A 15,826-nucleotide genomic window follows, 5' to 3' on the forward strand; every position below is an offset into this window, starting at 1 on the left:
CGCGTGCCGGGGTCAGCCGGTGCGCGGGGTGCGGACCGCGCGGGTGGCGGAGAGCGTGGCGACGGTCCAGGCGGTCACCCACACGGCGCCGACGAGGAGGGCCGCGAGTGCGGTGGGGAGGTGGGGCGGTACGGGGCCGAGGGCCGGTGCGAGGCCGGCCGCGCGGGCGCCGAAGCCGAGGACGCCCGCTCCCACCATCGCGATGCCGGCCCAGGAGACGATCAGGAGCGGCAGGCGGACGAACGGGGTGCGGGGCGGGCGGACGAGGAGGAGGGCGACGACGGCCATGAGCAGGCCCAGGGCCGCGTTGGCCAGTTGGGCGGTGCCGACGTCGGCGACGCGGGCGTAGGAGTCGGCCGGTGCCGGGAAGCCCGGCATGCCGAGCTCACCGGACCGCGCGAGGTCCACCTTGCCGACGGTGTAGGCGAGGGCGCCGGCGCAGGCGGTGAGGGCGGCGACGGTGCGCATCGGGCGGCTCGGGGGCGCCTGGAGGCGGGGCGTGCGGGCCGGGCCGGGCTGGGTTCGGGGCATGGCTTCATCCTGGCCGGACGGCCGCCCGGGCCGCCTCCTCCGCGCGTCCCGGGCTCCTCCGCCGTACGGGGGAGGCCCGTTCAGCCGCCGCTGAGCTGCGAGGCGCTCGGGACCTTGTCGACGACCTCCGCGCCCGCGCTCCTCCCCGCGTCCTTCACGCCGGTGATGATGTTCTCGAAGGAGCCGATGTCGCCTTCGGTGGCCTCGCCCTTGCGGAGTTTCGTGCCGAGGTCCTTCAGGGACTCGATGCCCGCGCTCAGCGGCGCCACCGCCTTGGACAGCAGGGCGTCGCCCTTGGCGTTGTTCACGGCCGCCTTGAGCCGGTTGTACGTGAAGGCGCCCGCGAGGCCGGCCTTCACCAGGGCGAGGGTGCGGCCCTCGGCGCCCTTCTTGAACTTGCCCGCGCGGTACGGCTTGACGATCCACTGGTACGTGGCGCCCGCCGCCAGACCCGCGTTGGCGACGAACCGCGTCTTGGCCAGCTTCTGCTGCTCGAAGGTCGCCGAGGCCGTCGCCGCCGGGGTGGCCCGGGTGCCCGTGGTCATGCTCTGGGAGTTGTCGCCGCCGCAGGCCGCTGTCGTGGCGAGGAGCGCGCCGGACAGGAAGAGGGCGACGGCGGCGCGGCGCGCGCGGAGCAAGGTGGGCACGGTGAGACCTCCCTGGGGCCTCGGGGACTGTGGCGTCAGCCTCGCCCCCGCCCCGGGGCCGCGCCACCCGGTCGCCTCCGAACGGGTTCCGGACGGGTTTCGGACGGCGATGCGCGGCAATCCGAGGGATATGACTTCCGGACGGAGTAACACCACGCAAGCGGCGAGGGTGATCGTCGTCCTCGCCGATGTCATGGCCGCCATCATCGGCCTCTGGATCCTGATGTACCTGCTGGACGCCAACCGGGCCAACGGCCTGGTGGAGTTCGTCCGCAGCGTGGCCAGTTGGCTGGCCGGCTGGTCGCACGACCTCTTCACCTTCGACGAGGCATGGGCACGGGTCGTCGCGGGCTACGGCCTCGCCGCCGTGGTCTACCTCGTCGTCGGCCACTTCGTGGCGGGGCGCCTGCTGCGCCGCCACTGACCCGGCGGCGGCCCGGACACGAGCCGGGCCGTCCGCCCTCGTCCCGTCGACGGCCCGGGCCGTCCTCCTGTGGGGGAGGACGGCCCGGTGACGGTCAGTCGCAGCAGTCGGGTTCCAGGCCGCGCGGCAGCCGTTCGCCGCCGAAGACGGCGCCCGTCGCCTCGTCACCGCCGAGCGCCGCCACCGCGAGCAGCAGCGAACCGGCGGTCCAGGTGGTCTGCTCCTCGGGCCAGACGGCCCGGTTGCCCTCGAAGACGTAACCGGTCCAGTAGGCGCCGTTCGCGGCCCGCAGGTGCCCGATGGAGGTGAGGATCTCCAGGGCCCGGTCCGACTCGCCCATCGCCCACAGGGCGAGGGCGAGTTCGCAGCTCTCGCCGCCGGTGACCCAGGGGTTCGGCAGCACGCAGCGCACGCCGAGCCCCGGCACGACGAAGTCGTCCCACCGGGCGTCGATCCGGGCCGTGGCCTCGGGCCCGGTGACCGCGCCGCCGAGGACCGGGTAGTACCAGTCCATCGAGTAGCGGGACTTGTCGAGGAAGCGCTCGGGGTGGCGGCGGATCGCGTGCCGCAGCGCGCCGGCGGCCAACTCCCAGTCGGGCTGCGGCTCCTCGCGCTCCTCGGCGATGGCGAGGGCGCAGCGCAGTGCCTGGTGGATGGAGGAGCTGCCGGTGAGCAGCGCGTCGGTCACGGGCGTGCCGTCGGCCTCGCGCTTCCAGCCGATCTGGCCGCCGGGCTGCTGGAGCCCGAGGACGAACTCGACGGCCGCGAAGACGACGGGCCACATCCGGTCGAGGAAGACGTCGTCGCCCGTGGACAGGTAGTGGTGCCAGACGCCGACGGCGACGTACGCGACGAAGTTGGACTCGCGCCCGCGGTCGGTGACGTCGTCGGGGTCGCCGTCGTGATAGGCGGCGTACCAGGAGCCGTCGGTGTTCTGGTGCCGGGCCAGCCACTCGTAGGCGCGCCGGGCGGCCTCGTGCTCGCCGGCGGTGTCGAGGGCCATGGCGGCCTCGACGTGGTCCCAGGGGTCCAGGTGGTGGCCGCGGAACCAGGGGATGGCGCCGTCCTCGCGCTGGCCGGCGAGGATGCCGGCCACGGTCTCGGCGGCCTGCTCGGCGGTGAGGACTCCGGGCAGGACCAGGTGTTCCGCGATCCGCTCGGGAGAGGTCACTTGGCCGCACCCGCGGTGTCGGAGGCGTTCGCGTCGTTCGCGGCGGCGTCGGCCTTCGGGAGGTGCGGCTTGGTCGCGTACGCCACGAAGCTCTTGCCGACGACCGGGTTGAGCAGTTGCTCGGCGACCCGGGTCAGGGCGGGCTTCTTCATGATGTCCCAGACCAGGAGCTTGTGGTACGCGCGGACCGGGAGCGCCTTGTCGTTGTCGACGCCGAAGGCGCACTTGAGCCACCAGTAGGGGGCGTGCAGGGCGTGGGCGTGGTGGGTGCCGTACGGGCGCAGGCCCGCCTGGCGCATCTTGGCGAGGAGTTCGTCGGCCTTGTAGATGCGGATGTGGCCGCCCTCGACCTCGTGGTACGCGTCGGAGAGCGCCCAGCAGACCTTCTCGGGGCCGTAGCGGGGCACGGTGACGGCGATCCGGCCGCCGGGCTTGAGGACCCGGACCATCTCGGCGAGCACGCCCTTGTCGTCGGGGATGTGCTCCATGACCTCGGAGATGATGACGACGTCGAAGGACTCGTCGGGGAAGGGCAGGTTGAGCGCGTCGCCCTCCATGGCGGTGGCGGTGGCGCCGGCCGGGGCCTCGCCGGCCTCCTTCATGGCGGCGAACCACTTGGCGACCTCGCGGATCTCCTCGCCGTTCTGGTCGAGGGCGACGACCTGGGCGCCGCGCCGGTAGCACTCGAAGGCGTGCCGGCCCCCTCCGCAGCCCAGGTCGAGCACGCGGTCGCCGGGGGCGAGCGGGAAGCGGGTGAAGTCGACGGTCAGCACGGGGGTCTGCCTTTCAGTGGCTGCGCGGAGGGGGGTGGCCGCGGTGTCAGGGGCGGGGGGCCGCGACGCGGCCGTGGCGGGCGAGGGCCTCGCGGTACAGCTCGGCCGTGCCCTGGGCCGCCCTGGCCCAGGTGAAGCGGGCGAGCACCCGCTCCCGGCCCGCGGCGCCGAGCCGGGAGCGCAGTTCCGCGTCGCCGAGGACCCGGCCGAGCGCGGTGGCGAGGGCGTCCGCGTCGCCCGGGGGGACGGCCAGGCAGGTCTCCCCGTCGGGGCCGGCGACCTCGGGGATGGCGCCGCCGGTGGTGGCGACCAGCGGGGTGCCGGTGGCCATGCCTTCGGCGGCGGGCAGGGAGAAGCCCTCGTAGAGGGAGGGGACGCAGGCGACCTGGGCGGAGCGGTAGAGGTCGACGAGCTCGGCGTCGGTGACGCCCTTGACGAAGCGGACGGCGCCGTCGAGCCCGTACCGCTCGATGGCCTGGGCGACCGGCCCGTCCTCGGCGCGTCTGCCGACGACGACGAGGTGGGCGTCGGGGTGCTCGGTGCGGAGCTTGGCGAGCGCCTCGACCAGGTGGATCAGGCCCTTGAGGGGGACGTCGGCGCTGGAGGTGGTGACGATCCGGCCGGGGACCTCGGCGACGGACGGATCCGGGGACCACAGGTCGGTGTCGGCGCCGATGTGGACGACCTTGATGCGATCCTCGCGGACGCCGAGGTGCTCGACGATCTCCTGGCGGGAGGTGCCGGAGACGGTGAGGACGGACGGCAGGCGGCGGGCGACCCGCTTCTGCATGCGGGTGAAGGCGTACCAGCGGCGTACGGAGGCGCGGCGCTTCCAGTCGGCGGCGGCGTCGAGTTCGAGCTGCCGGTCGACGGTGATGGGGTGGTGGATCGTGGTGACGAGCGGGGCGCCGAGGGCGCGGGGGCCGCCGAGGAGTCCGTAGCCGAGGGTCTGGTTGTCGTGGACGACGTCGAAGTCGCCGCGGCGGGCGGCGAGCATGCGGCGGGCCCGCAGGGAGAAGGTGAGCGGCTCGGGAAAGCCGCCGGTCCACATGGTGGCGACCTCGAGCGCGTCGATCCAGTCGCGGTACTCGTCGCGGCCCGGGGTGCGGAAGGGGTCGGGCTGGCGGTAGAGGTCGAGGCTGGCGATCTCGGTGAGCGGCACGCCCTCGTCGAGGGTCGGGTACGGCTGGGAGCCGATGACCTCGACGCTGTGGCCCAGGCGGGCGAGCTCGCGGGAGAGGTGGCGGACGTAGACGCCCTGGCCGCCGCAGAACGGGTTCCCCTTGTACGTGAGGAGAGCGATCCGCAACGGACGGTCACCACCGTCGGTCATGCCCGTTCGGGGGCCTGCCTCTATGGCCTCAGCGGTCACTCGCTGCCCCCTTCGAGCGTGCGTTTCGCGGGAGCGTATCCGCTCGCGCTAATCTAGAACAAGTTTCAGACTTGGTCGTTCTCGATCCTTCGAGGAGCACTGAATCTACCGGCAGGTAGCGTCGCGGGCCGAGCCGGATCAGGTGATTCGCGCCACGACGGACACCCCGCCATACTGTCGCGAGCCGACCCCACGGAACGGGACCCATGACCGCGGAAGACAGACCCGCCTCGCCGCCCCTGACAGAGCGCCAGGAGGCGCGCCGCCGGCGCATCCTGCACGCCAGTGCGCAGTTGGCGGGGCGGGGCGGTTTCGACGCCGTGCAGATGCGGGAGGTCGCCGAGGCGGCCGGCGTGGCGCTCGGGACGCTCTACCGCTACTTCCCGTCCAAGATCCACCTGCTGGTCGCCACCATGCAGGACCAGTTGCAGCACCTGCACACGACGCTGCGGAAGCGGCCGCCGGCGGGCGAGGACCCGGCGCAGCGGGTGGCCGAGACGCTGATGCGCGCCTTCCGGGCGCTCCAGAGGGAGCCGCAGCTCGCGGACGCGATGGTGCGGGCGCTGACCTTCGCGGACCGCAGCGTGAGCCCCGAGGTGGACACGGTGTCCCGGCTGACCACCGCGATCATCCTGGACGCGATGGGGGCGGAGCACCCGACGCCGGAGCAGTCGTCGGCGGTGCGGGTGATCGAGCACACCTGGCACTCGGCGCTGATCACCTGGCTGTCGGGGCGGGCCTCGATCGCACAGGTGAAGATCGACATCGAGACGGTCTGCCGGCTGATCGACCTGACGGCGCCGGGCGCCTCGGGGGTGCCGGGAGCTTCGGGGGCCTCGACGGACGGTGCCGCGCCCGGCGCAGGGGCCGGGCGCGGCTGACCTCAGGACCCGGCCCTCAGGACTTCTTGCTCTTCTCCAGGTCGGCCTTGAACAGCGCCTCGCAGACGGGCGTGGCGTCGCTGGCGATGAACATCACCATCTTGACCGGGCCCGTGCTGTGGTCGCTGGCCTTGAGCTGCCAGGTGCCCTTGGTGAGGGTCTGGATCGTCGAGCCGCCCTGGGAGAGGGACTGGCCGGTCTTCCAGCCGCCCTTGCCGAGGGTCGCGACCGTGTCCGCGTAGGACTTCTTGGGGTCGGCGGCCTTCTCCGCGTCGGGGGTCCAGGAGACCATGCACTTCTCCAGGCCGGGCGGGATCTGCTCGCCGGACGCGTCCTGGGTGAAGCCGGCGCCCTTCGCCGCGGTCTCGATCTCCTTCAGCACGGCCTCGGCCGTCAGCTCCTCGCCGCCACCGGCCTCCGAGCCGCCGCCGGTCGTCCCGGCCGACGCCGAACCGCCGCCCGTGGCGGACGCACCGCCCTTGTCCGAACCGCCGCCGCTCCCACAGCCCGCGACCAGCAGCACCACACCGGCGGCCGCGGCCACCCAGTTCGCCTTGCGCACAACACTCCCAATTCCGCGCGCACAAGGGCCTCTTGCCCCCGTGATCAAGGGAGTAGTTTTGCATACGGGAACCTCTCCCCCGCCTGCCCGTCCGCGCGCGGCGGCTCCTGCGGCACGGGGTGCGGCCCCGCGTGCGGCACGGCGTACCGGGGGCTAGTCCTCCGGTGGGAAGACCGGCTCCCCGCTCTCCACCAGCGTGAGCGAGATCGCCTCCACCGGGCAGCCCTCCGCCGCCGCCAGGACGCGTTCGTCGGCGTCCGCCCGGGGCGCGCGGGGGTGGGACTGGCGGGCCGGGTCGAGGCGGAAGGCGTCGGGGGCGTGGTGGACGCACATGCCGGAGCCGATGCAGACGCCGCGGTCGACCTCCACGTGCCAGCGGTCGCCCATCACGCGCCTCCCGGCCCCTCGTAGCCGGCCGGCAGGTGGATCATCTTGTGCTCCAGGTAGGCGGCCAGGCCCTCGGGGCCGAACTCGCGGCCCAGGCCGGAGTTCTTGTAGCCGCCGAAGGGGCCGAGCATGTCGAGGCTGAAGGTGTTGACGTTGAAGGTGCCGGTGCGGACCTTGCGGGCGAAGTCGATGCCGTGCTCGACGTCGGCGGTCCAGACGCTGCCGCTGAGGCCGTAGTCGGAGTCGTCGGCGATCCGCAGGGCCTCGTCCTCGTCCCCGTACGGCAGCAGGCAGATGACCGGGCCGAAGATCTCCTCGCGGGCGACGCGCATGGAGTTGTCCACGCCGCCGAAGAGGGTCGGCTCGACGTACCAGCCGCGCTCCAGGCCGGCCGGACGGCCGCCGCCGGTCAGGACCTTGGCGCCCTCGGCCTGGCCGATGGCGATGTAGTCGAGGGAGCGCTGCTGCTGGCGGCGGGCGACGAGCGGGCCGACCTGGGTGGCCGGGTCGAGCGGGTCGCCGACCACCAGCGCGCCGGCCGCCGCCGCGAACGCCTCGGCGATCTCGTCGTAGCGGGAGCGCGGGGCGAGGATGCGGGTCTGGGCGACGCACGCCTGGCCGTTGTTCATCCAGGCGGCCGGGACGATCCCGGCGACGGCCGCCTCCAGGTCGGCGTCGGGCAGGATCACGGCCGCCGACTTGCCGCCGAGTTCCAGGGTGACGCGGGTGAGGTTGCGGGAGGCGACCTCCATCACGCGCTTGCCGGCCGCGACGGAGCCGGTGAAGGAGACCTTGTCGACGCCCGGGTGGCCGACCAGGTACTCGCTGACCTCCCGGTCGGCGGGCAGGATCGACAGGACGCCCTCCGGCAGCCCGGCCTCGGCCGCGATCTCGCCGAGGATGTACGAGTCGAGCGGCGACTCGGGCGAGGGCTTGAGGACCACAGCGCAGCCGGCGAGCAGCGCGGGCCCGAGCTTGGCGGCGGCGGTGAACTGCGGGACGTTCCACGGGACGACGGCCGCCACGACCCCGACCGGCTCCCGGCGCACGAGCAGCGGGCCGAGGACACCGGAGCGCCGCTCCTCGTAGGCGTAGGCGCGCGCCACGGTGATCGCCGAGTCCCAGACCATCATCGCGCCGAGCGCCTGGGCGAGGACCGACCAGGAGTAGGGGGAGCCGTTCTGGGAGCTGATGGAGCGGGCGATCTCCTCGTGCCGTACGGCGATCGCGTCCTTGATCCGCCCGACGACCTCGATCCGCTCCTCCAGCGTCCACCGCGGCCACGGCCCCTCGTCGAAGGCCCGCCGGGCGGCGGCGACGGCCCGGTCGACGTCGGCCTTCGAGGCGTGCGGGACACGGCCGATGACCTCCTCGGTGTGCGGGGAGATCACCTCGATGACCTCGCCGCCGAGCGGTGCGGTCAGCTCGCCGCCGATGAACAGTTCTCCGTGCTCCACAAGCTCGGTCATGACCGACTGCCTCCCGGGACCGCACGTGGGCCGTGAATTTCTGACTGGCTGTCAGAACTGATACCAGTTCTCGTTATAGTGGGCAATGGCCGTACCGGTACGCGGAGACGAGGCTGCTCATGGCGCAAGCGACCGACACGGTGACCGAGCACGGCGGGGGCGTCTGGTCGTTGCGGGTGCCCATTCCGGACAACCCGCTCGGGCACACCCTCGTCCACGTCCTCGACACCGGCCGCGGGCCCGTGCTCGTCGACACCGGCTGGGACGACCCGGACTCCTGGGCCGAGCTCACCGCCGGGCTCGGCGCCCTGGGGCTCGCGGCCGGGGACGTCCACGGGATCGTCGTCACCCACCACCATCCCGACCACCACGGCCTGTCCGGCAAGGTCCGGGAGGCGTCCGGCGCCTGGATCGCCATGCACGCCGCCGACATCGCCGTCGTCCGCCGCACCCGCGACTCCGCGCCCGGCGCCTGGCTCGACTACCTGGCCCGCAAGCTCGCCGCCGTCGGCGCCCCCGAGGAGCACACCGCCCCGCTGCTCGCCGCCCGCGCCGCCGGCGGCCGGACGCGGACCCTGCCCGGACTGCGGGCCGCCCTGCCCGACCGGGAGATCGTCCCCGGCGAGCTCCTCGACCTGGCCGGACGCCGGCTGCGGGCGGTCTGGACCCCGGGCCACACCCCCGGCCACGTCTGCCTCCACCTGGAGGAGGCCCACCCGGCCGGCCTCCCGGGACACGGCCGGCTGTTCTCCGGCGACCACCTGCTGCCCGGCATCAGCCCGCACATCGGCCTGTACGAGGACCCCGACGACGCCACCGTCACCGACCCGCTCGGCGACTACCTCGACTCCCTCGAACGCGTCGGCCGGCTCGGCGTCGCCGAGGTCCTCCCCGCCCACCAGCACGCCTTCCCCGACGCCACCGGCCGGGTCCGCGCCCTCCTCGCCCACCACGAGGAACGCCTCACCGGCCTCCTCGCCCTGCTCGCCACCCCGCTCACCCCCTGGCAGCTCGCCGAACGCATGGAGTGGAACCGCCCCTGGGACCGCATCCCGCACGGCTCCCGCACCATCGCCGTCAGCGAGGCCGAGGCCCACCTCCGCCACCTCGTGAAGCGCGGCCGGGCGGAACCGGTGCCGGGCACCGACCCCGTCGCCTACCTGGCGGTGTGACGTACGGCTCCGGGGGCGCCGAGGGCCCGGCCGGTAGAGTGGGCGACCGTCGTCATGCCCGTACAGGGGGAAGCCGGTGGAAGTCCGGCACTGACCCTTCCCCTCGCCCAGCGCTCCGCGCGGCCTGGGGAGGCCCCATGCCGTGAGCCGTCCCGAGCGGACGGTGAGTCGGAACGCCCGGTACGGGACGTGAGCGCCGGCACCGTCGAGGAATACGGCGCCGGAGGCTGGGCCCGTCGGGCGCCGGTGTCCGGTGCCCGCAGGAGAGGGACCCATGATCAGCGTTCGCCGCGCCGCCGCCGCACTCGCGGCCGGTGCCGTGCTCAGCACCACCGCCGCCGGAACGGCCGCCGCCGCGCCCTCGCCGACCCCGTCCCCCGCCACGATCCCGGCCGGTCTCTACGGCACCACGGACCCGACCTACGACGGCGTCTGGCGCCAGTCGCTCGCCTTCCTGGCCCAGCGCACCTCCGGCATCCAGCCCGCCGACCGGGCCGTGGACTGGCTGCTCGGCCAGCAGTGCGCGAACGGCTCCTTCGCCTCGTACCGCCCCGACCCGGCGAAGCCCTGCGACGCCACGACGATGCCGGACAGCAACGCCACCGCCGTCGCCGTCCAGGCACTCACCGCGGTCACCCGCCAGTCCGCCGACCCGGCGAAGACGGAGAAGGCCGCCAAGGCCGGCGCCGCCTGGCTGAAGAGCGTCCAGAACAAGGACGGCGGCTGGAGCTACAGCCCCGGCGGCCCCAGCGACGCCAACTCCACCTCGATCGTCATCAGCGCCTTCGCCTCCTCCGGCGTCCGGCCCGGCGCCCTGAAGTCCGCCGCCGGCAAGACCCCGTACGACGCCCTCCTCACCTTTTCGCTGCCCTGCGCCGACCCCGCGGCCGAGGCGGGCGCGGCCGGGGGCGCCTCCGGCAAGGCGGGCGACGGCGGAGCCTTCGCCTACCAGCCCGACAAGACCGGCAAGCTCTTCGCGAACGCCGACGCCACCGCCGCCGCCACCCTCGCCGGCCTCGGCAAGAGCATCACCGCCCGCGGCGCGCAGCCCCAGCAGGCCCCGGTCTGCACCGACCTGCCCAAGCCCACCGCCGAGCGCGCCGCCCTCAACGGCGCCGCCTACCTCGCCGCCCGGCTCGCCCCCACCGGCCACCTCACCACCCCGCCGATGCCGGGCGCCGCCGAGACCGCCGAGCAGCCCGACTTCGGCAACACCGCCGACGCCGTCGTCGCGCTCGCCGCCGCCGGGGCGAAGAAGGAGGCCGCCGGCGCCCTGGCCTGGCTGGAGAAGCACTCCGCCGCCTGGGCCAAGGCGGGCGGCCCCGCCGCCTACGCCCAGTTGGTGTTCGCCGCGCACGCCATGGACACCGACCCGCGCAGCTTCGGCACCGTCGACCTGCTGGAGCAGCTCAACGCCACCGGCCCCGCCCCCAAGGCGCCCGACAACTCCCAGGCGTCCGCCGGCGCCGAGGAGGACGAGTCCGGCTTCGACGTGTGGTGGATCATCGGCATCGGCATGGTCGTCGGCGTCGGCATCGGCTTCCTCGTGAGCGGCCGCAAGAAGTGACGACGAGGCACTTCCCCGGACCGAGGCGCTTCTTCGGGCCGAGGCTCGTCGCGGGCCTCGGCGCCGCGCTCCTGGCGCTCGGCGTCACCGCCTCGCCCGCCGAGGCGTCCGGCTACCGCTACTGGTCCTTCTGGGAGGGCCGGGACGGCGGACGGTGGGGCTACGCCACGCAGGGCCCGGCGACCGCCCGGCCCGCCGACGGCGACACCCTCGGCTTCCGCTTCGCCGTCAGCCGGGACTCCGCCGACGCCACCCGGCCCTCCGCCGCCCCCGACTTCGCACGGATCTGCTCCGGCGTGGCGGAGCGGGACGGCAGCAAGCGGGTCGCCGTCGTCATCGACTTCGGCCGCCCCGAGGACGCCCCGCCCGGCGAGACGCCGCCGCTCCCCGTGCTGAGGACCGGCTGCCCCCAGGTGCGCGAGGACGCCACCGCCGCGGAGGCGCTGGCGGCGGTCGCCAAGCCGCTGCGGTACGACACGAACGCGCTGCTGTGCGGGATCGCCGGCTACCCGGCGAAGGGCTGCGGCGAGCAGGTCTCGGACACCGGGCCGGAGCCGGCGCGTCCCGCCACGCCCACCCTGCCCCCGATCACCGCCACCCCGACGCCCGCGCACGCCGTGTCCACCACCACCGGCTCCGGCGGCGGGCCGTCCCTCGGGCTCGTCGCGGGCGGGGCCGCGGTGCTCCTCCTCGGTGCCGCCGGCGTCTGGCAGGCCCGCCGCCGCCGCGGATGAGCCCGCTGCCGCGAGTGACCGCGCCGCCGCGGACGACCCCGCCCCCGCTCGTACGGCCGCCCCGGCCCCCGTTCGTACGGCTGCGCGCGCCCGAGGCCAACCGGTCCAACGCCCTGCACCCCGGAGCCTGGTGGCTCTGGGCGCTCGGCCTGGCCGTGGCCGCCTCCCGCACCACCAACCCGCTGCTGCTCGGCCTGCTCGTCGGCGTCGCCGGCTATGTCGTCGCCGCCCGCCGCACCGACGCGCCCTGGGCCCGTTCGTACGGCGCGTTCGTGAAGCTCGGCCTGTTCGTCGTCGGCCTGCGGGTGGTGTTCTCGCTGGTCCTCGGCTCGCCGATCCCCGGCTCGTACGAACTGTTCACGCTGCCCGAGGTGCCGATGCCGGACTGGGCGCGGGGCGTGCGGATCGGGGGCCGGGTCACCGCCGAGCAGGTGGCGTTCGCGCTGTACGACGGGCTGAAGCTGGCGACCCTGCTGATCTGCGTGGGCGCCGCCAACGCGCTCGCCAACCCGGCCCGGCTGCTCAAGTCGCTGCCCGGCGCCCTGTACGAGGCGGGGGTCGCCGTGGTCGTCGCGATGACCTTCGCGCCGAACCTCGTCGCCGACGTCGTCCGGCTGCGGACCGCCCGCCGGCTGCGCGGCCGGCCCACCGGCGGGGTGCGGGCCCTGCTCCAGATCGGCCTGCCGGTCCTGGAGGGCGCGCTGGAGCGGTCGGTGGCGGTGGCCGCCTCCATGGACGCGCGCGGCTACGGCCGTACGGCCCAGGTCCCGCCCTCCGTACGGCGCACCACCAACGTGCTGACCCTCGGCGGGCTGCTCGGGGTGTGCGCCGGCTCGTACGGGCTGCTGGCCGCGCAGGGTGCCGGTTACGGGCTTCCGCTGCTGGTGGCCGGGCTGCTCGCGGCCGTCGCCGGGCTGCGGCTCGGCGGGCGGCGGGCGGTGCGCACCCGCTACCGGCCCGACCGGTGGGGCGTCCGGGCCTGGCTGGTCGCCGGGTCGGGCGCCGCCGTCGCGGTCGTGATGATCTGGGCCGGGGCGGTGGCGCCGGGGGCGCTGCGGCCCGGGGTCGTCCCGCTGGAGGCGCCCGCGCTGCCGCTGTGGCCGGCGGCGTCCGTGCTGATCGGGCTGCTGCCCGCGTTCGTGGCCCCCGTGCCGAAGGAGTCGACCCGGTGATCCGCTTCGAGAACGTCTCGGTGACGTACGACGGGGAGGCCGCGCCCACGCTGAAGGACGTGGACCTGACCGTGCCGGAGGGTGAGCTGGTGCTGCTCGTCGGACCGTCGGGGGTGGGGAAGTCGACGCTGCTGGGGGCGGTGTCCGGGCTCGTGCCGCACTTCACCGGCGGGACGCTGAGGGGGCGGGTGACCGTGGACGGCCGCGACACGCGCACGCATCCGCCGCGCGAGCTGGCGGACCTGGTGGGCACGGTGGGGCAGGACCCGCTCGCCCACTTCGTCACGGACACCGTCGAGGACGAGCTGGCCTACGGCATGGAGTCGCTCGGGCTCGCGCCGGGGGTGATGCGGCGGCGCGTCGAGGAGACGCTGGACCTGCTGGGGCTCGCGGAGCTGCGCGACCGTCCGATCGCCACGCTGTCGGGCGGGCAGCAGCAGCGGGTCGCGATCGGCTCGGTCCTCACCCCGCACCCCAAGGTCCTCGTCCTCGACGAGCCGACCTCGGCGCTCGACCCGTCGGCGGCGGAGGACGTCCTGGCCGTGCTCCAGCGCCTGGTCCACGACCTGGGCACGACGGTCCTGATGGCGGAGCACCGCCTGGAGCGGGTCGTGCAGTACGCGGACCGGGTCCTGCTGCTGCCGGAGGCGGTCATGGGCCCGCCGGCCGAGATCATGACCGTGTCCCCGGTGCGGCCGCCGGTGGTCTCGCTGGGCCGCCTGGCGGGCTGGAGCCCGCTGCCCCTGTCCGTGCGGGACGCGCGGCGCGCGGCGGGGCCGCTGAAGGAACGGCTGGCGGGGCGCGAGCCGGGTGCGCCGGCGGGCGGCCCTGCGGAGGCGCCGGCACGGGCGGAGGCGCCCGCGGCGGCCCTTCTCCCCCACCCCGCCCCTTCCCGTAACCGGGGGCTCCGCCCCCGGACCCCCGCGCCTCACATGCCGGAGAGGCTGATTTTCGGGGCCGCGGCGGCGGACGGCGGCGGGAGCGGCGGCCAGGGCGAAGCCTCCGGCGGCACCGCCGCCGCGAGGCGGGCCGGCGCAGCGCCGCAGGCGGCCACCGCCTCGGGGGCCGGGGGCGGAGCCCCCGGGTTCGGGAAGGGGCGGGGTGGGAGACGTTCCCTCTTCGGGCGGTGGCGTGGCCGGTCCGCGCCCGCTTCCGCCACCGCACCCGCCGCCCGCCCGCTCGTCGAGGTGCGCGCCCTGGGGGTTCGGCGGGGGCGGGTCGAGGCGTTGCGGCGGGTGGAGCTGGAGGTCGGGGCCGGGGAGGCCGTGGCGCTGATGGGGCGCAACGGGGCCGGCAAGTCGACGCTGCTGGGGACGCTCGTCGGGATGATCACGCCGACGTCCGGCAGCGTGCGGGTGGCCGGGCTCACCCCGCACACGACGGACCCGCGTGCCCTGATCCGGCAGGTGGGACTCGTACCGCAGGAGCCGAGGGATCTGCTGTACGCGGACACGGTGGCGGCCGAGTGCGCCGCCGCCGACGCGGACGCGGGCGCCGCGCCCGGGAGCTGCCGGGCCCTGGTGTCGGAGCTGCTGCCGGGTGTCGCGGACGAGACGCATCCCCGGGACCTGTCCGAGGGCCAGCGGCTCGCGCTCGCCCTCGCCGTCGTCCTGACCGCCCGGCCGCCGCTGCTGCTCCTGGACGAGCCGACCCGGGGACTGGACTACGCGGCGAAGGCCCGTCTGGTCACTCGGCTGCGGGCCCTCGCCGCCGAGGGGCACGCCATCGTGCTGGCCACGCACGACGTGGAGCTGGCGGCGGAGCTCGCGCACCGTGTGGTGATCGTCGCGGGCGGTGAGGTGGTCGCGGACGGGCCGACGGCCGAGGTCGTGGTGTCCTCGCCCGCCTTCTCGCCGCAGGTCGCGAAGATCCTCGCGCCGGAGCCCTGGCTCACGGTGGAGCAGGTCGAGGAGGCCCTGCGTACGTGAGCACACACACGAGTCCGCGCGCCGCGCGGCCGATCCGGTTGGGCCCGCGCTCGGTCACCGCCCTCATCCTGGTGTCCGTCGTCGGTCTGTTCGCCGTCGGCTGGCCGCTCTTCGCCGACGCCCGTTCCGCCGTCACCGACCACGCCGCCGACGCGCCGTGGTTCTTCGCCCTGCTCCTGCCGCTCCTCATCGCCGTCGTCGTCGCGACGATCGCCGACTGCGGGATGGACGCGAAGGCGGTGGCGATGCTGGGCGTGCTCGCCGCCGTCGGGGCGGCGCTGCGGCCGCTGGGGGCCGGGACGGCCGGCCTGGAGCCGATGTTCTTCCTGATGGTGCTGAGCGGCCGGGTCCTGGGCCCGGGCTTCGGCTTCGTGCTCGGCGCGGTGACGATGTTCGCGTCGGCGCTGCTCACGGGCGGGGTCGGGCCGTGGATGCCGACGCAGATGCTGGCGATGGGCTGGTTCTCGATGGGCGCCGGGCTGCTGCCGGGCCCGGGCCGGGGCATCGGCCGGTCCGGGGGCCGGCGGGAGCTGCTGATGCTGTCCGCGTACGGGTTCGTGGCGGCGTTCGCGTACGGCACGGTCACCAATCTGTACGGCTGGGTGACGGTCGGCGGCATGGAGCACGGAATCTCGTTCCAGCCCGGCGCCCCGGCGCACGAGAACCTGGTGCGCTTCCTGGCGTACGTCCTCGCCACCTCCCTCGGCTGGGACCTCGGCCGCGCCGTCCTCACCGTCGTCCTCACCCTGACCGTCGGCGGACCGCTGCTGCGGGCGCTGCGGCGGGCCACGCGGCGGGCGAACTTCGAGGCCCAGGTCACATTCGAGGGCCCCGGAGAGGCCCCTCGGGGTGAGGCCCCTCATAGGGCCCAGGTCACGTACGACCCGGAATAGGAGACCGGACGAACCGCCCAAATCGTCCCCATACGGCCCTGACCTGCGGAAACCGTCACCGCCCGACCGTGGCCGCCGGGCCGGGACCTCCGAACCCTCCTCGTACAGGGGGTCGTTGCACCGCCCCCGGAGAGGCTGCTTCT

At 74.9% G+C, this 15,826-nt stretch carries 16 protein-coding genes; 8 read left to right on the forward strand and 8 right to left on the reverse strand.

Annotated features, from left to right (window positions below):
- Nucleotides 1-12 precede the first annotated feature (12 nt).
- Together ABZ135_RS08605 and ABZ135_RS08610 are read right to left on the reverse strand one after the other, a co-directional pair.
- Complete coding sequence (locus tag ABZ135_RS08605) at nt 13-531, reverse strand: hypothetical protein (RefSeq protein WP_356693202.1); 519 nt, start codon at nt 529-531, stop codon at nt 13-15.
- Between the two features lie 80 nt (nt 532-611).
- Nucleotides 612-1,169, reverse strand: a complete 558-nt coding sequence (locus tag ABZ135_RS08610; protein WP_356693481.1) for a hypothetical protein — start codon at nt 1,167-1,169, stop codon at nt 612-614.
- 139 nt (nt 1,170-1,308) lie between these two features.
- Here ABZ135_RS08610 and ABZ135_RS08615 point away from each other — a divergent pair, with 139 nt between their 5' ends.
- The gene (locus tag ABZ135_RS08615; protein ID WP_356693204.1) at nt 1,309-1,602 is read left to right on the forward strand and encodes a hypothetical protein; all 294 of its coding nucleotides are present in this window, start codon (nt 1,309-1,311) and stop codon (nt 1,600-1,602) included.
- 94 nt (nt 1,603-1,696) lie between these two features.
- Here ABZ135_RS08615 and ABZ135_RS08620 read toward each other — a convergent pair whose 3' ends face one another.
- From ABZ135_RS08620 to ABZ135_RS08630, 3 genes are read right to left on the reverse strand one after another with little or no spacing between them, the layout of a single operon-like run.
- Complete coding sequence (locus ABZ135_RS08620; protein ID WP_356693206.1) at nt 1,697-2,773, reverse strand: prenyltransferase; 1,077 nt, start codon at nt 2,771-2,773, stop codon at nt 1,697-1,699.
- Entirely contained in the window at nt 2,770-3,546 is a 777-nt protein-coding gene (locus ABZ135_RS08625) for a class I SAM-dependent methyltransferase (protein WP_356693208.1), read from the reverse strand. The genes ABZ135_RS08620 and ABZ135_RS08625 overlap by 4 nt, the downstream gene beginning before the upstream one ends.
- Before the next feature lie 46 nt (nt 3,547-3,592).
- On the reverse strand, nt 3,593-4,918 hold the full coding sequence (locus ABZ135_RS08630) for a glycosyltransferase family 4 protein (RefSeq protein ID WP_356693210.1): 1,326 nt from the start codon (nt 4,916-4,918) through the stop codon (nt 3,593-3,595).
- A 206-nt stretch (nt 4,919-5,124) separates the two neighbouring features.
- Here ABZ135_RS08630 and ABZ135_RS08635 point away from each other — a divergent pair, with 206 nt between their 5' ends.
- Nucleotides 5,125-5,799: a TetR family transcriptional regulator gene (locus ABZ135_RS08635; protein WP_356693212.1), complete on the forward strand. Its 675-nt coding sequence runs from the start codon at nt 5,125-5,127 to the stop codon at nt 5,797-5,799.
- Nucleotides 5,800-5,815: 16 nt separating this feature from the next.
- On the opposite strand, the gene ABZ135_RS08640 is transcribed toward ABZ135_RS08635, so the two are convergent.
- The 3 genes from ABZ135_RS08640 to ABZ135_RS08650 all read right to left on the reverse strand — a co-directional run bounded on the left by ABZ135_RS08640 (nt 5,816) and on the right by ABZ135_RS08650 (nt 8,217).
- Nucleotides 5,816-6,361, reverse strand: coding sequence for a hypothetical protein (locus tag ABZ135_RS08640; protein WP_356693214.1), 546 nt, complete (start codon nt 6,359-6,361; stop codon nt 5,816-5,818).
- 153 nt (nt 6,362-6,514) lie between these two features.
- Complete coding sequence (locus ABZ135_RS08645; protein WP_356693216.1) at nt 6,515-6,748, reverse strand: ferredoxin; 234 nt, start codon at nt 6,746-6,748, stop codon at nt 6,515-6,517.
- On the reverse strand, nt 6,748-8,217 hold the full coding sequence (locus ABZ135_RS08650; RefSeq protein ID WP_356693218.1) for an aldehyde dehydrogenase: 1,470 nt from the start codon (nt 8,215-8,217) through the stop codon (nt 6,748-6,750). Before ABZ135_RS08650 ends, ABZ135_RS08645 begins: the two co-directional genes overlap by 1 nt.
- Nucleotides 8,218-8,336: 119 nt before the next feature.
- On the opposite strand from ABZ135_RS08650, the gene ABZ135_RS08655 reads away from it, so the two are divergent.
- From ABZ135_RS08655 to ABZ135_RS08680, 6 genes are all read left to right on the forward strand, one after another.
- Nucleotides 8,337-9,389 (forward strand): MBL fold metallo-hydrolase, encoded by a 1,053-nt coding sequence (locus tag ABZ135_RS08655; RefSeq protein WP_356693220.1) that lies wholly within the window; start codon nt 8,337-8,339, stop codon nt 9,387-9,389.
- A gap of 274 nt (nt 9,390-9,663) precedes the next feature.
- On the forward strand, nt 9,664-10,956 hold the full coding sequence (locus ABZ135_RS08660; RefSeq protein ID WP_356693222.1) for a prenyltransferase/squalene oxidase repeat-containing protein: 1,293 nt from the start codon (nt 9,664-9,666) through the stop codon (nt 10,954-10,956).
- A complete protein-coding gene (locus ABZ135_RS08665) occupies nt 10,953-11,690 on the forward strand; it encodes an SCO2322 family protein (protein ID WP_356693224.1) in 738 nt (245 codons plus the stop codon). The genes ABZ135_RS08660 and ABZ135_RS08665 overlap by 4 nt, the downstream gene beginning before the upstream one ends.
- Before the next feature lie 80 nt (nt 11,691-11,770).
- Nucleotides 11,771-12,862, forward strand: coding sequence for a CbiQ family ECF transporter T component (locus ABZ135_RS08670; RefSeq protein WP_356693483.1), 1,092 nt, complete (start codon nt 11,771-11,773; stop codon nt 12,860-12,862).
- Nucleotides 12,859-14,790, forward strand: coding sequence for an ATP-binding cassette domain-containing protein (locus ABZ135_RS08675; RefSeq protein WP_356693226.1), 1,932 nt, complete (start codon nt 12,859-12,861; stop codon nt 14,788-14,790). The genes ABZ135_RS08670 and ABZ135_RS08675 overlap by 4 nt, the downstream gene beginning before the upstream one ends.
- A complete protein-coding gene (locus ABZ135_RS08680; RefSeq protein ID WP_356693228.1) occupies nt 14,787-15,683 on the forward strand; it encodes an ECF transporter S component in 897 nt (298 codons plus the stop codon). The genes ABZ135_RS08675 and ABZ135_RS08680 overlap by 4 nt, the downstream gene beginning before the upstream one ends.
- Nucleotides 15,684-15,826: the final 143 nt, after the last annotated feature.

Origin of the sequence: Streptomyces sp. NPDC006339 (assembly GCF_040612775.1) — a bacterium.
In the GTDB taxonomy this organism is placed as follows: domain Bacteria; phylum Actinomycetota; class Actinomycetes; order Streptomycetales; family Streptomycetaceae; genus Streptomyces.

Excerpts from the sequence above, each read along its gene's own strand:
- ABZ135_RS08655 (WP_356693220.1), top strand. The coding sequence starts at position 8,337 with ATGGCGCAAGCGACCGACACGGTGACCGAGCACGGCGGGGGCGTCTGG.
- ABZ135_RS08635 (WP_356693212.1), top strand. The coding sequence starts at position 5,125 with ATGACCGCGGAAGACAGACCCGCCTCGCCGCCCCTGACAGAGCGCCAG.
- ABZ135_RS08615 (WP_356693204.1), top strand. The coding sequence starts at position 1,309 with ATGACTTCCGGACGGAGTAACACCACGCAAGCGGCGAGGGTGATCGTC.
- ABZ135_RS08650 (WP_356693218.1), bottom strand. The coding sequence starts at position 8,217 with ATGACCGAGCTTGTGGAGCACGGAGAACTGTTCATCGGCGGCGAGCTG.
- ABZ135_RS08645 (WP_356693216.1), bottom strand. The coding sequence starts at position 6,748 with ATGGGCGACCGCTGGCACGTGGAGGTCGACCGCGGCGTCTGCATCGGC.
- ABZ135_RS08605 (WP_356693202.1), bottom strand. The coding sequence starts at position 531 with ATGCCCCGAACCCAGCCCGGCCCGGCCCGCACGCCCCGCCTCCAGGCG.
- ABZ135_RS08660 (WP_356693222.1), top strand. The coding sequence starts at position 9,664 with ATGATCAGCGTTCGCCGCGCCGCCGCCGCACTCGCGGCCGGTGCCGTG.